Genomic DNA, 14,268 nt, shown 5'->3' on the forward strand with positions numbered 1-14,268 from the left:
CGTCAGCACGGGGCTCATTATCAAGGGCGATTCATGATGTGCCGGATTCGGTCGCAGACGTAGATGCGACCGTGTTGCTGACCGCTCGACTCACGTATCGGGGTTGGATCTGCTGTTCTACCGGTCCTTGATCTCCGGTGTTGACGAGGCCAACGCATCCCGCGAACAGTGCGAGGCTGCAACCTCGTCGGCGACACCAGCAGGGAGGGGTCGATGAGCCCGCCGACGCCTGACTGGTCACCGCTCACCAGTAGGTAATCCGAACAACCCGTAACTTTCAAGCCTGACATTGAGGAATTCGTTGCCACAGGCCGCGCTTTCGCCGCGCGATGGATGGGCTGGTAGGCGGTCATGTATGGGAAAATCACGCTGACAAGCACGGCCGGATCCACATCGTCTGGCACCTTCACCGCCAAGGACTCTGCGACACAGACCACTCGGCGTAGCCACCCCAAACCACTCGCGCGGCGACACGGTCACCCCGGGCACCAGCGTCGAGCATCGCGAACCGACCTGCTCCACAACACCAACGAACTCATACCCAGGGGTAAAGGGCGGCTTGGGACGACCTGGATAGGTTCCGGCTCGAAGCAGCGTGTCCGTGAAGGACACGCCCGCGGACAACACGAGGCCACTCACTTGGTGTCACGTCGAACCACGTCGGCTGCAGATAGTGGCAGCCCGCAAACTTGGTCGGGACCCAGGACGTGTTCGTCCTCCTCGATGACGCTGAGGACCTCTGGCCCTCCGTAGCGTGATACCACTACCCGCTTCATCTGCGAACTTTAACTCGAGGCACGAAGTGCGCCTCGCCTCCATTGATAATCTCCACGGAACCGAACTCGCTGGCGCCGCAACGTCGCCGTGGGGGAGCTTTTCCTCAATCTCCGTTGGGGACTCGGCGCCCGTAGCCGCAAATCCAGGCCTGAAGCCGCCGCCGCAGTGCCCCGCCACGGAAGCGTCGCCTCGAAGAAGAGTGCGATGACCCAAGCCACCTCGGCAGGTGGCCTCCTGACCGAGCAGTCCTGCGCGGTTGTTGGGCGGGCTCGGGTGCCTACGGCTGAACCCTGGGAGCGTCCGGTGACCACGGTCGATGAGCGCAGTGTCGCCATTCGCCATAACGGCATCTTCGAAGAAGCTGGCCGAGATTGAGCAGGGGAGTTAGGACGGGTTGGTTCACCACGAGACCGGTAGGTCGACAAGCCCGCCGGCGAGCACGTCGCTACGCGCGGTAAGCATCGCGGGATCCACCGTCAGGTGCATGGCAGGAAACTGCGGAAAGAGCTGGGTGAAAACCGTCTTTAGCTCCATACGTGCTAACGGCGCCCCGATGCAGTACCGCGCGCCGTATCCGAAGGTGAGGTGGGTGGCGTCCCGCCGGGAGATACCCAGACGGTCCGGCTCGGCGAACACCGTCGGGTCGTGGTTAGCCGATTCGATGTCAAGCAGGACCAAGTCTCCGGAATGGATTGCAACACCATTGATGTCGAAGTCGGTGCGCGCATACCGCGGAATGCCGACGACGCCGCCGCCGAAGGCGGCTGCCCGCAATAGCTCTTCGACTGCGATCGGAATAACCGTAGGGTCAGCCAGCATCGCCTGCCGTTGATTGGGATTGGTCAGCAGCAGCAATGCCCCGTATCCGATGGCGACTACCGTGGTCTCGTGCCCGGCGAATAGCAGGAACATCGACAACGTGGCGGCCTCCTCGTCGGAGACGCCGTCAGTTGCACACAAACGGGATATGATGTCGTCGCCGGGGTGGGCGCGTTTGTGCTCGACCAATTTCATGCTATAGCTGAACAATTCGGCCAGGCCATGCTCGGAGCGGGAGTGATCGCGCACATTGGCCGCGTCCTGAGTCCACCCACGAAACTGGTCACGATCGGAGTACGGCACACCAAGGAGCTCGCAAATGACCAGAATCGGCAGCGGCACAGCCAATTTCGCGTACAGGTCGGCCGGCGGACCCTCTTCCGCGAGTTCGTTCAGCAGTCCGCTGGTAAGCGCTTCGACCCTCGGTTGCAGGGTCCGCAAATGCTTGGGCGAGAAGTGCGGCTGCAGTAGGCCACGCATCCGGGCGTGGTCGGCCTCCTCGGTGTTGAAGTTGCCTAACGGGCCGCCGAACAATGCCGATTCCCCGATGCGCGCGGCGGTGTTGGGCTCAGGATGCCCGCGACCCAGTCGGTGGTCGTCAAGCAAACGCCGTACCGCTGCATAGCCAGTGACCAGCCACGCATCATCGCCCACGGGCGTGCGGACCGGGTGAATCGTGGCCTGCGACTGCAACGCGCGCAGTTCAGGCGAGGCTTGGAGCGGATGCGCCCGCGTCAATGGCAGCTGAATTGGTGTGGTCACGGGCATCCTCTAAGGAAAGAAACTCTTGTATAAGATGCCTTAGACAAGGCTAGTTGTAAAGTAACCCGTAAACAAGAGGGGGTTGTGGTGAGTGTCAGCCGAGCTGAGCCGACTCGACGGCTGCCGCGCGAGCGGCGCCGCGAACAGATCCTCGACGCCGCAACCCGCGCCTTTGCCCGGGCAGGCTTTGCTGACACCGGACTTGATGCCGTTGCCGCAGAAGCCGGTGTCACCCCGGTGATCCTGTATCGGCACTTCGCCTCGAAGGCTGACCTCTATCGTGAAGTGCTCGACTACGGTTACCGCCGGCTCCGCGAGGCCACCGGGGCGGACGAATTCGATGATGGCAGCATCCCCGCGCTAGTACGTGCAGCCGCTGCTGATCCGGAGGCCTTCCGACTGCTGTTTCGCTATGCTGCCCGCGAACCCGAATTCTGTGACGTAATAGAACGAGCTCTGGACAACGGGACTGAGATCACGCGCCGCTACCTTGCGGGCATCGCCGACGAGCGGTGGCGGAGCTGGGCAGCGCACCTATTACCTACCGTCACAATGGACGCCGTGATCGCCTGGCTTGACGCCGGCCGGCCCGACCCCGATCAGGCCGCCGCGCGCATCCGTCGTATCGTCGACGCCGTAATCCATGCCGCCCAACCCCGCTGATCTGGCAATAGCACACTGACGACGACCACATTCGCAAGCCGTTATCGGACGCGGTGACGCAGCCAGTTTGCGCTGTCAACACAACATCGTCGGCACAATCCCGGCCAGAGCGGCAGGTGCACACAGTCTGGTTGGAAGGGAGAGACCCGTCTGCCTGGCCTGCGTCGGGCAAAGACCAAGGGTATAAGCCGATGGTTGAAAGTGTGTCCTGCCAAGCTGCGACTCCGGTGTTGGGCCCAGGCGTTCAGCTCACCGATCACACGACATCGCGATCGGTCACCGGGTGTCCGTATCCGGCCAGCACCAGCTCGGTGATCGCCTCCAAGTCGATCACGTCAGCCTTGACCCGCCGTCGGCCCTGCACGCGACGCTGCTCGGCGACCTGAGCGGGATTGAGCTCCAACACTTCCCAGCCGTCCGGCCACCGATGGTCGAGCACCGGGCGGTGGTAGTGGCCGGCGGCTTCCACGCCAACCTTCACCCGACCTGCCGGCGGCACCACAGCCGTGGCCCGCGCCGCCGCTGCGGTCAGACCCAACCCGGTCATCGCGAACTCGACGGACCGACCAGCCGATGACGCGTCGCGTCGGTCATCGAAAACAATGCCGAAGTCTTGCCGACATCAACGGCCACGACGATCGTGGACGACGTGACTGGAGCTGCATGCACAGACACAACAACACCTCCGGGGCGTGTCACGAGGTCAACGTGCGTCAACACGCGGACCCCGGAAGGAATCAGTTACAGATCCCTTCCTGACACCTCCGGAGGCATTTTGAGAAGGACCAAGCCGATCTATATCAGCCGACTTTGGTCAGGGAAAATAATTGATGGTGGTCAACGATGTAGCAGTTCGGTGGGACGTGTGGGATGTCCACCTTAGTGTAGGGCGTGAAGTGCACTTCCCCGTTGAGCGTAACAGGGTCCCACCACTGGACTACGCTCACCGGATGGTATCCGCCATCGAATAAAAAGTCGCCCATCACATATAACGGACACTTCAGACCATCGGGGATAGTCCGCGAATTGACGTATTGGCCATCTTTTAGTGGAGCGTCGAAACTCGACCCCAGCGCAGTCGTCACGTGCGCGATGCAGTCCGGATTGCATGTCGTACTGACAGTCCACGTCCCCGTACCGCCGTCGTCGTCGGCGTAGAGATAGACACCGTCCATCGCCGGAGGTTCCGCCTTGGCCTGCGGTGCGGCCGCGCCAAGCCCCACTCCGAACAACACCGCAATCGCTGCGGGCGGAGGCCACATTCTCATGCGTGTTTCCGTTCTCTTGTCTTACCGCTATCAATGGCGAGGTTCATGTCCCTGCTGGTCATCAGTGTGACCCCCACTTGGCCACTGCGGGACTTCTGACGAACGTGCGTCTGCCGCGGATCACCGGATGAGCACATCTTGTCGGAGTGCCAAAACTTTAATTGAGGGGACGGTGAATTTAAGCGAGCCTCTCAATGCTGGCGCTGTCCCACGTGGATTATCGTAATAGTGCAAGAGGGCAAGCATATTTAGACGCACCATTTTCTTGATCGGATTTGTCAACAACGGTATGCCCGGCACACCCAATGTTTAGAACTCGTGCACCGGCCATTAACTGTCCTAGGGGGCACTTGCAGCGTCATCTGCCTTCCGGCTGTGTCAGGTCGATAAGCGGTGTAGTTCAGAATGGTCATCATCCCGGCTTCCAGGTGCTAGCCGTGATGACCGAGGATCCTGGGTTATCGGCGATCAGCACAGCAGTGAGTTTCTGGTTGGGCAGCACGATGACGGCGACTTTGCGCAATAATTGGAGGGTAGCAGCGCGCCCTGTGCCGTGCTGACGACAGGCGGCCATGGAACATCGCTTTCGTCCGTGCCGACAAGTACCCCATACCCCCTGAGGGTACGAGCAGGTGGCGCGTGTGACAAGGAGCGGGAAGGTTACGAAAGGCCCGTCGAACACCTTTCTGGTGCATGGCACGCTGTGCCCGGGGGACCTTCGGCGCCGGCAGGCCACCCGACCCCTGTGTTGGTCCAAAGTTGAAGGCTCGCGGTTCACCGCTTGGAGCACTTTCCTCGCAGTAACTGCCCGCATTTTGACTGACCGCCTGCTCGGTGGCCTCGGGTCAAGCCGTCACCGCAGAGCAACCCATGTCGGTTGTGGGGCGAGATTGGCCACATATGGTACCGTCCGGGGGTATGGGGTATACGCGACCGTCGGCCGATGCCCGATGTACCGGCCGGGCACACCTAACTGGACGGGCCTCCGCGCTGATCGCTGCTACGCGCCAATTGGGGGACACCCTTCCGCTATCATCGCGCGCCGAGCAAGAGGCGTCATCCACATCAGATTTCGCGCAGACGCACATCGAACGCTCAACGACACTGACGAGTTCCGGCGGCAGCCAGCAGCCTTAAGGCACGCCGATACCAGCCAGCGGGGTCACCGGATACGGTGAATTCCTCTCACGGACTTCGTCTTTTAGTATCATATGACGGAGCAGTTCTCGTGCTGTCGGCATCGGGAGTTATTGACCTCGCGACCACGCCACACTTTGCTCACCGCGTCAACGAGGTTCTCAAACAACGGCCCGCCGCGCTCATCATCGATTTGTCCCACGTCGAATTCATGAGTGCGGTGGGCATCGACGTGCTTGTCCAGGCTCACCACGCCACCGACACTACGGCTTATGCAGTGGTCGCTGACGGCCCGGCCACAGCTAGACCGCTGCGGCTGACCGGCCTTCACACCGTCATCGCGATCTATCCGAGCGTGGCCGAGGCCCGCAAAGGCTTAAGGACAGCACCGCCACCCAGCGCAGAGCCACCATGAAGGGCCGGGCGTTGGCGCTCATCCACACTGACCATGCCTCGGTCACTGTCGGTCAGGACGACGCTAGCAAACGCACCGAAAAGGGGTTTTCCCCCGGCGGCACTGACCGCCTGAACCATCACCCCGAAGAAACACACGACGACGTACACCACGTCCTTGGACACTTGACCTCCGCCGAAATCTGCACGGCACGGATCTGGAGACCGCGGAGTACGAAGAGTGGCACTGGTACCGGTTCTTTCGTCTCCGCCGTCGTTTCGAGAGTTGGGCGGCCCAGCGCGGCCCGGGGTGGTTCCGCGGAAAAGCCGGTCGGCCAAGGCGGCTAGGTGAGTGGCGACCATATTCGATGCGGGCACTTCAGCCCGGTCAGAGCCCACGCACGTCGGGCGCTTTTCCTCAGCGTGGCCGACGCCGTTCGCCGTGGTGGTGCTTCGGACCCTTGTGAGACGTGTGCGGCGCACGATTTCAAACGTGCTCGGGCAAGTCTGGTGCCATATGCTGCCCAACCCGACAGTGCCCGGCTGCGGCTGGATTTGCTATTGCTGCCGCGTTGGTGTCGCTGGGGCCGGATCGCCCGCAGATCGCCCTTCGTCAGGCCGAACCCACCACAATGACACGAGTTGGGTCACAGGCGCTTTCGCCAAAACTTTGTCGGCGCTGGTGGCTAAGGTAGTGACTGCCGGGATGAAGCAGGAGCCGTCGATGTTCGATGATGAGGTGAATTACCCCACCGCCGTGGCAAGCTATGACGACGGCGGTGTGGCTGAAGCCATCCGCTGGTGCACGTCTCACATGGAGAAGGGCGACACCCTCACTGTCTGGACCAAGCTGAAGTCCAACCTGCGCAACTGCGACATGTTGAACCGACTGGTCATCCGCCACTCCGACGTCGAGCACGTGACCGGCAGAGGAGGCGCATACGTGCGTGGCCACGGCCCGGTGCTGATGGCCTGGCCAGGCATGGACGACATCGGCGAACTGGTCCGATTCAGCAATCACATGATCCGGGGGTTGTGTGTGATCACTTGGAACGCCAACCGGATTCGGCCGTGGGTAACGCAGATGCGACCGGATATCCTCGGCAACGGTTCGGAGTGGGAGGACCTCACGCCGAAGCTAGACCCCGTGGTGATCGAGGCGATGAACAGTCTCACGTTAACGATCAACCACAACAACACAATCGCGGCTGGCTACGAGAAGGACGACGTCGTGAGTGTGCTCCTCGAAGTCCACGATGCCGGCATCCCAATGGACGGCGACGCGATGCAGGGATGGGCGCTTGCCCACGGTTGGTCCGGGAAGAACCCGGCATTGCTGGCCAAGTACGTCGAGGACGTCAACGGCGGCAAACGCCCCCGGTGTAACCGAGTGATCCGTTCCGACTACATCGACCACCTGAGGGCGCGGGTGGCCGGAGGCGTCAATGACGACGAGGAATGATCGTGGCCGTCACGTCTGCCCCACAACTTCCGTCGAGTGAGGAATATAGCGGATGCGAATACGGCGGGTTATCAGTAGAACGTAGAACGAGCCCTTATTCCCTATCCTGTTGCAGCGCAGATTATTTCACAGCCCGAGTCAATCGCCGAAAACTTGATCAGCCCGTATGCTCAAGCCAGGGGCCAAGAGCCCGGAAGTGGCGCCGACGAAGGTCGACTCAGACCTCCACCCATAGGCCGCGTCGTACTGCCCAACCGGCGGTTCACCGTCGCAAGGTCATGGTTCGACTACTCGAGAGCGCCAACTTGCAGGACCTCGATCTCTTGGATGCATCCGGCAACCGCGGCCCAACTAGCAAAATGCCAGAGAATTCGACCGATGTTGATACCGCCGATCCGATCAAGGTCGCGATATTCTCTAACATGTTTCGCCGCAGTGCATTTCGCAATTGTCTACACTGGCGATAACTTGCGCAATTCGTACTCATGAAGGGCTTTTCACCGCAGTCGATTGGAGCGAGTGAAAGCGATTGATTCAACAGATGATCAGGCTTAGCGCTCTGACGCCAATGACGGTGTCGCTTGTCCACGCAAAGATCGACGCCTGAGGCTCAGCGGTCGGCACGATCACCCGCGATGGAACACCGTCCCAACCGTGGGCGTCCGCCGTGCCGTGTGCGTCGATTTGGGTTTGTAGCGAACTGACGCCGATCGCAGCAAGTGCTACGATTGCTACATGATGTCGGACTATGTTATCGCCGAGGTGGACGATGGACTGGAGGTCCGTGGCGTTACCCGAGGGGAGCTCACCGAGGCGCTTCAGCTCCTCAATTTCTTCGGAGGAACCGAGGGCCCACACGAGGCAATCGCCCTGCTACAACTACGCAACGCGCTCGTGCATGACCCGCAGGGTGGTGCACACATCCGCGAGTTCATTGAGGTGTTCAAGGCTATTCGCACGCTGCAAGCCGAGCATGTGGAAGCGTCGCGCGAAGAGCTGCTTCGCGTGCTGATGGGCCATGGCGTTAGTCTGACGCCCGCCGCGACCCTGTCGCAGTCGAAGCGTTTGGCCGCCCACCGCAACGCGCTGCTCGCGACGCCTTTCCACACCTACAAATCGCTGAGTGAGCAGCGCAATTCGTCGGAGTCCAACACCAGAACGTGGGTGGCGCGACGTCGACAAGCGCATCAACTATTCACCGTTGACCATGGCGGCAGGACCTTGATACCGGCGTTTCAATTCGATGAGCACGGCAAGCTGCGCGCCGAGTTGGCGCCGATCCTGGCAGCGCTTGCCAATGGGGGAGTGCGGGACTGGTCCTTGTGGACGTGGCTTACCAGCCCGACGAGTTTTCTCTCCGGCGAGGTACCAGAGCGCACCGCAACGACTGATCCAGCGCGTGCGCTGCGCGCAGCCCAGCGCTTCGCCGCGGGTGCGGCCGCCTAGAACACCGGCTCGACGTGACCGCTACGCCTCCGCCCCAGGATCTGGTGTGCCCCCACCCGGCGGGCTGTGGTGTAGTCGCGACGTTGCCCACATTGAATGCAGTGCCCCTCGAAAAAGGCCGCATGCTCTACCGCGTGTACGACGGTAAGTGGGGATATGACGAATTCAATGCAGGCTGGGGCGACACCCGCTTTGCCCCGATCGACGACCCCATCACCGGAAAGCGGTTGTCGAACATGTATGTGGGTGAATCGCCTACCGGGGTCCTGCTCGAGTCGGTCTTTCACGATGTCCACCAGTTGGGCAGCATGATCGCCTACGACGCCCATCTGCACGAGAAGCTGTTGGCGCACATCGAGTTGCCGGTCGATGCTGCGCTGGGCGACCTTCGCGATCCGCAGCTGACGCGGCTAAACCTCAAGCGCAGCCAAGTGATCTCGAGTCCGGCCGAGCACTATGCATGCACCCGGCGCCTGGCGATCGCAGCTCTTGCACAGAAACATGATCCGCCGCTTCAGGGACTGATCTGGCATTCTCGTCAAGCCGAGTTGATCAACAAGCCGCCCGAAGAAGTAATCGTCCTGTTTGGGGAAAGGTACCCGCCGAAGCGGGGTTCCTGGCAGCGGTCCGGACCCGGCTCGCAAAACCTCTACGAAGGGCCAGGGCGACTACTCGTCGAAGAGATCGCCGAAGAATTGCGTGCGCTGATTGAGACGGATAAGGCGTAGGCGCAGTCGTGGCCGGAAGGTAGCAACTTTATCCACGACGGCGATGTGGGCAAAAGTTCGTTGACACCGGCAGGCAGGCGCATTGTCAAGACCGAATTTTGGGCGCCAGTGGGGTCGTGATGTGTAGGTCTAGCTTTCGCGCTGGCAGTCAAGTTTGACGTTGGGCATGGTTGGTCGACCAGGCAGGATGCCTGGCGTTCGACGCGATAAACAGTGCACCGGGAAAGCGGGTGGGCCGTCGTGGTCCGGCAGGCTGATGAGTCGCCGTGAGCGGCAGGCTTTCTTGTGCGCCGTGATGGCGGCCCAGGTGAGACCAATCACCGACATTTAGTGTTGAGCGCGGGTCGCGGGGCGGGCCGCTCAAGTCGTTCGGAGCGAGGCGGCGAGCGGCGTCCAGCGATCGGCGACCGTGCGCCTGTGCCGTGCACGTGGATCGGATGCCGGAGGGTGATGCTTGCATTGGAGAACAGAACTGAGGAATGCAGGCGACGGTTGGACCAAGCAGGACGCTTATCCTCCTTAAGGTAGGATAATAAGTATGACAAAGGCGAAGGTGTCGGTGACGATAGATCAGGCTGTGCTTGCGGCGGCCGATGCGGATGCCCAGGCGGTCGGCTTAAATCGTTCCGAGATGATCGAGCGGGCCCTGCACCACGAGCATCTCCGGATCTCGCTGGACCACTACACCGCGCACACCGTTCCGGCGTTGGATATCGACGCCTACGCGCAGACGGTCTACCAGGCCAACCGGGCCGCAGGCCTGTGATCACCCCCGGCGACGTCAGGCCGCGCCGCGACACCGGACACGAGCTGTATGTTGTCGTACTCTCCAACGCGATACACCTCGCCGCTGCAACCGGGCGCGTGATCACCTGCCCGTTCATTCCCGGTGAAATCCCCAGTGGCACAATGGCGATGATTGTATCTGTGCAGCAACCCAAGGGCGTTGTCCTGCCCGAGCTAGTTCAGTGGCTTCCCGCGGTAGCGCTCGACGAATCCATCGGCAACATCGGCGCAGCAGCCCTCGCCGACACGACGGCAACCATCGCGGCCCTCGTTTCCTGATTCAGCGCAAAGACCGACCCGGTGTCGCCGTCACCGCCTTGAGAATGCCGGATATGGACCACGGTCGGAATATCTCACCGCTCACGACGTCATCAGCACCGCGACGAAGGCGCCCGAGGGCGACGATCTCGTAGTTGCCGTTCTCGCCGCGGCAGCCGATTCCGGCATAGAGGTCGACGAGGCTTATTTGGCGCCGCGTGCTCGAATTGGAACCGCTCGACCTGTCCGACGTGCGCGAACATCTTGCCCTATAGCTCGCCAACGACCGTCAGGTCAGCTTGCCGGCAACGGGATGGTGGTCGGGTGCGGACAGCCTGTTCGGCCGTCTGGTCGAGGTGAACGGCGGTGTCGCCGCCGTCGCGAAAAAGCTCGGCGTGAATGCCAAGCACCTTGCCTGGGTTGCGGATTGGAGCCGTCGACTTCGGGCAGTCTAGCCCGTATGGGGAGGCTGGGGCCGCACGGCATGTGAACGTGGGTTTACGACCGGTGGTAGCAAAGGTGAACACGGCAGCGACTGTTATCCATGCATAACTGATATTATACATGAAACACGGCACCGCTGAGCCGCCTCCGTTGGGGCTACCGCCGTGTTGTCCCTGCTCAGTCAATCTGTGATCGGCTCACTTTAGTTGGCGCATCTGCCAGAGTGCGCTCACTTTAGTTGACACACTTGCCCGCGACACGCTCAGTTTAGTTGGCGCAGATTCGCGTCGCGTCCTAAAGCCGGTGTAAAAGGGGTGCATCGCCTGGGCCGTACTGGACCGCGCATCTCGCGGCTGGCGCGGATTCGCCATGACCCCGGCCGGGGTACGCCAGCTCCAAGACCTACGCCGCGCCCTGCTGCACCCGCCGCGACAACTACGGCCCCAGCACGCCCCAAACTCTGCGGGCAGCACCACCGAAGCCATCAGCCAACGGCGTAACATCACCCACCGAAGCCAGAAGCTACGTAGGCCCATTTACACCGGATTCCGGACGCCCCCCAGATTCGCCCCGGTGGTGCGTAGGTTGCCTTGTGTGACTGTTGCGGCGCCTGTTATTATGCATGAACCATGTTGCCCGCTGAGCCGCCTCCGCCACCCGCCACAGTGGGATGGCTTTGGCCGACCAGGCACTCCTGAGCGCTCACCGTGCACGGTGGAAGCGTATCGGCCTGGTCGGCGCTGGCCCGACCACGCTCGCCGGCGGACTCAGATACCTGCATCTGGCCGACCGATCAAGAAACCCGGGTCCGCTGTCGCTCCGGCCTATTCTGTTGGACAACGATACGTCACTGTGACGCATTGAAGGCTAATCACGCTGCGGCCCAATATATTTAGTGTGTCCATAGATAATCTACGTTACGCATGAACCCAAGCTGCTGGTCGAGGTGACCGGTGAGCCGGCGCTGAACGACGTCGCCATCCAAGTCACCGGGAAGCTGCAGGCGGCGATCGATTCTCTGACCACGGCACAAACCGCGCCACAGCACGGCCAATCGTTGAGTAAGGCAAAGGTTTTAGATGAGCGGGAGGTCAGGAGTGGCTAGGTTGACTCGGCGTGCGGCGCTGGCGGCACTCGGCGCCGGCGCGGTGGCCAGTCTGGGGTATGCGCTGGGTGGCGCGCTGCGCCCGCCGATGCTACGGATCCGTTTGACCGACGGCGGCATGATGGGCGCCAGTGCGGCCGACATGAGCGGTTACATGGAGATGTTCCGTCGCCATACCGAAATCAGCCGCACGGTCGAGGAGATTCCCGGCGGGGTTCGCACCACTACCGAGTCAAACTCGCCGGACCTTACTGCCCAACTGCACGGGCACGTGTCGAGCATGTACTCCCATCTTGACCAAGGCTCCGAGGTCATGTGTATGAGCTCGAGCCTGCCGACGCTATTCCGCAACGCCGGCGGCTACCGCCGCCAGTTGACCTTGACGCCCAGAGGTGTCATCGCCGAGGAAACCTCCGATGATCCCGCTTTAACCGACACCATCCGTGCTCACGCCCGTGAGGTGAGCGGCTTTGTGCGCGACGGGATGCCCGCGATGATGCAGGGCATGATGGGCGGGTCGGGCGGCATGATGGGACCCGGCGGCATGATGGGACCCGGCGGCATGATGGGACCCGGCGGCATGATGGGACCCGGCGGCATGATGGGACCACCGTAGCCACCGGCGACCGCCAACCCACATCGACAAATATCCCTTCAACCCAGGCGCTTCGATGCGCCGCAGGGGAACACCTGGTGGCCCTGGAACAGTTACTTGCAGCGGGTTCGTCTGGCCGGCCGCTGCAAGGCAGCGCGCCGCGCGGACTCCTCGGGGCTGATCTGTTCGAGGAAGTGGCTAAGCACCAGGTCCGAGCGACCCCCCGAGTCGAGCACCTCACGCATGAGCCGGGCACTGTGCTGCTCGCGAGTCAACGTTGGCCAATACCGGTAGGCTTTGCCGTCTCGTTCCGGCACTAGCCACCGCTTGGTGTGTGCGGTCGGAGCGCACATGTTCGAAGAACCCCAATTTGCCGCCGGCTTGAGCACGCGCTGGATCTCTGCCAACGCCCCGCCAACGTCGGATACCGAACACAGCACCAACGACGCCACCGCCGCGTCAAAGCTGGCATCGTCGGCGGGTAGAGCGATCGCATGTCCTGCCACCACCCGAACGCGCACGCGGGGCCCGGTCGGCGCCAGCCTCGGCCATCATGCGCAATGTGTGGTCGGGCTCGACGGCCACGAATTCGGCGACCGTGTCGGGGTAATGGCCAAAGTTCAGCCCGTTGCCGGTTTGAGGCGTGGGGCGAACCCGGCAAAGGGCGCCTGCTTCCGGCCAGCCTGCCGCTGGTGCGCGGCCACGAGGTGACGACAAGCCCGTTGCCGCTGAAACCAATTGAGCCCGAACGGCCTTCGTGGCGTCGACCAGCGTCGACTCTGAATGCATTGCATCAAGCGGTTCACCGGTGATCACGCCCCACCGTTTGCTGGTAGGAACACCCAGTGCGTGAGCGGCCCGTCCGCGGTGTCACGCAATGGGCGCCGCGCCGCACGAGGCGCTACGTGGCCGGTTATGCTGATCCCCGCGCCGCCGGGCGAGCAACGCTGTGCTCCTCACCGGTGTAGTGGGCTGGTGCGGCGGCGAATCGTTGCGCGCATTCCGATAAGCAGAACCACCAATCCCGGCCAGCGCGGCGCAGATGGCTCGCGGCGGTGCGCGGGTCCACGCGCACCAGGCACACCGGGTCGGTGGGATACCGCGCCGCCGCCAACGCCACCGTATACACCTCCACCGGTGTGGCGATATTGTGGAGCTGTTGGGCGCCCAACGGATCTGGGGCGAGCCCAAGCCGGGTGCACACCTGCCCGACGGGTTCGGTGATCACGGCTTGCCCCGCGTCGGCCAGCGCGGTGATCCGAGCCGCCGCGTTCACGTCGTGGCCGAAGTAGTCATCGTTGCGGCGCACCGCGGTGCCGTGGTGAATGCCGGCCCCTTTTCGGCATAAGCGTGGCTGCGATGATCCCCACCAGCCGCCAGACTCGCTGGGCGCCCTTCGACGGGCTCAGCATATGGCCGCAGGCCGGGGTCATCGCAGCACGGCGGCAGATTTTCGAGCATTCGCCGGTGAGCTCCTTTGTCACCCGCGGTGTTGCGTTGCTGTCGGGAAACGACTGCCACGGCGAATCCGACGCTGCCGCAGCCGGTTTCGGGCTCGGCAAGAGCGCCCAGGCCGGAGCGGCCGGCGAGCAGCGCCATGAGCACCAGCACGGGTTCCATGTTGC

Annotated in this window: 15 protein-coding genes and 3 pseudogenes; 11 read left to right on the top strand and 7 right to left on the bottom strand. The window is 62.4% G+C overall.

The window, feature by feature from the left end; genetic code table 11:
* Positions 1-237 precede the first annotated feature (237 nt).
* Both AWC08_RS39505 and AWC08_RS36265 read right to left on the bottom strand, forming a co-directional pair.
* On the bottom strand, positions 238-639 hold the full coding sequence (locus AWC08_RS39505; RefSeq protein WP_082658434.1) for an alcohol dehydrogenase catalytic domain-containing protein: 402 nt from the start codon (positions 637-639) through the stop codon (positions 238-240).
* Positions 636-776: a hypothetical protein gene (locus tag AWC08_RS36265; protein ID WP_159459957.1), complete on the bottom strand. Its 141-nt coding sequence runs from the start codon at positions 774-776 to the stop codon at positions 636-638. The genes AWC08_RS39505 and AWC08_RS36265 overlap by 4 nt, the downstream gene beginning before the upstream one ends.
* Before the next feature lie 205 nt (positions 777-981).
* Between AWC08_RS36265 and AWC08_RS37550 the strand changes: the two genes are divergently transcribed.
* Positions 982-1,152 (top strand): hypothetical protein, encoded by a 171-nt coding sequence (locus AWC08_RS37550; RefSeq protein WP_156781265.1) that lies wholly within the window; start codon positions 982-984, stop codon positions 1,150-1,152.
* A gap of 24 nt (positions 1,153-1,176) precedes the next feature.
* Here AWC08_RS37550 and AWC08_RS03265 read toward each other — a convergent pair whose 3' ends face one another.
* Entirely contained in the window at positions 1,177-2,364 is a 1,188-nt protein-coding gene (locus AWC08_RS03265; RefSeq protein WP_055576972.1) for a cytochrome P450, read from the bottom strand.
* A gap of 81 nt (positions 2,365-2,445) precedes the next feature.
* Here AWC08_RS03265 and AWC08_RS03270 point away from each other — a divergent pair, with 81 nt between their 5' ends.
* A complete protein-coding gene (locus tag AWC08_RS03270) occupies positions 2,446-3,021 on the top strand; it encodes a TetR/AcrR family transcriptional regulator (RefSeq protein WP_232007890.1) in 576 nt (191 codons plus the stop codon).
* A gap of 200 nt (positions 3,022-3,221) precedes the next feature.
* On the opposite strand, the pseudogene AWC08_RS39810 reads toward AWC08_RS03270, so the two are convergent.
* Both AWC08_RS39810 and AWC08_RS03280 read right to left on the bottom strand, forming a co-directional pair.
* Positions 3,222-3,696, bottom strand: a pseudogene (locus AWC08_RS39810) (IS110 family transposase); the annotation flags it as partial.
* A gap of 125 nt (positions 3,697-3,821) precedes the next feature.
* Entirely contained in the window at positions 3,822-4,289 is a 468-nt protein-coding gene (locus tag AWC08_RS03280) for a hypothetical protein (protein WP_055576974.1), read from the bottom strand.
* 1,174 nt (positions 4,290-5,463) lie between these two features.
* Here AWC08_RS03280 and AWC08_RS03285 point away from each other — a divergent pair.
* The 8 genes and pseudogenes from AWC08_RS03285 (at position 5,464) to AWC08_RS03325 (ending at position 12,664) form a co-directional block, all read left to right on the top strand.
* The gene (locus AWC08_RS03285) at positions 5,464-5,841 is read left to right on the top strand and encodes an STAS domain-containing protein (protein WP_069433862.1); all 378 of its coding nucleotides are present in this window, start codon (positions 5,464-5,466) and stop codon (positions 5,839-5,841) included.
* A 648-nt stretch (positions 5,842-6,489) separates the two neighbouring features.
* Positions 6,490-7,281 carry a hypothetical protein gene (locus AWC08_RS03290; protein ID WP_133438100.1) on the top strand — a complete coding sequence of 264 codons (792 nt, stop codon included), beginning with the start codon at positions 6,490-6,492 and terminating at the stop codon, positions 7,279-7,281.
* Between the two features lie 735 nt (positions 7,282-8,016).
* Entirely contained in the window at positions 8,017-8,727 is a 711-nt protein-coding gene (locus tag AWC08_RS03295; protein ID WP_065136438.1) for a hypothetical protein, read from the top strand.
* 44 nt (positions 8,728-8,771) lie between these two features.
* A complete protein-coding gene (locus tag AWC08_RS03300; protein ID WP_142283387.1) occupies positions 8,772-9,455 on the top strand; it encodes an RES domain-containing protein in 684 nt (227 codons plus the stop codon).
* A 538-nt stretch (positions 9,456-9,993) separates the two neighbouring features.
* On the top strand, positions 9,994-10,221 hold the full coding sequence (locus tag AWC08_RS03305; RefSeq protein ID WP_055580842.1) for a ribbon-helix-helix protein, CopG family: 228 nt from the start codon (positions 9,994-9,996) through the stop codon (positions 10,219-10,221).
* The gene (locus tag AWC08_RS03310; protein ID WP_055580841.1) at positions 10,218-10,520 is read left to right on the top strand and encodes a hypothetical protein; all 303 of its coding nucleotides are present in this window, start codon (positions 10,218-10,220) and stop codon (positions 10,518-10,520) included. Before AWC08_RS03305 ends, AWC08_RS03310 begins: the two co-directional genes overlap by 4 nt.
* Before the next feature lie 741 nt (positions 10,521-11,261).
* Positions 11,262-11,414: pseudogene (locus AWC08_RS39510) on the top strand (IS256 family transposase); the annotation flags it as partial.
* A 626-nt stretch (positions 11,415-12,040) separates the two neighbouring features.
* On the top strand, positions 12,041-12,664 hold the full coding sequence (locus AWC08_RS03325; protein ID WP_172835242.1) for a hypothetical protein: 624 nt from the start codon (positions 12,041-12,043) through the stop codon (positions 12,662-12,664).
* A gap of 92 nt (positions 12,665-12,756) precedes the next feature.
* On the opposite strand, the gene AWC08_RS37850 is transcribed toward AWC08_RS03325, so the two are convergent.
* Positions 12,757-13,149: a methyltransferase domain-containing protein gene (locus AWC08_RS37850; protein WP_232007891.1), complete on the bottom strand. Its 393-nt coding sequence runs from the start codon at positions 13,147-13,149 to the stop codon at positions 12,757-12,759.
* Positions 13,150-13,275: 126 nt separating this feature from the next.
* Between AWC08_RS37850 and AWC08_RS37855 the strand changes: the two are divergent.
* Positions 13,276-13,455: pseudogene (locus AWC08_RS37855) on the top strand (two-component sensor histidine kinase); the annotation flags it as partial.
* 101 nt (positions 13,456-13,556) lie between these two features.
* On the opposite strand, the gene AWC08_RS03340 reads toward AWC08_RS37855, so the two are convergent.
* Positions 13,557-13,952: a YHS domain-containing protein gene (locus AWC08_RS03340; protein ID WP_065136434.1), complete on the bottom strand. Its 396-nt coding sequence runs from the start codon at positions 13,950-13,952 to the stop codon at positions 13,557-13,559.
* Positions 13,953-14,268 lie beyond the last annotated feature (316 nt).

Source organism: Mycobacterium gordonae (genome assembly GCF_002101675.1).
Lineage (GTDB): Bacteria > Actinomycetota > Actinomycetes > Mycobacteriales > Mycobacteriaceae > Mycobacterium > Mycobacterium gordonae.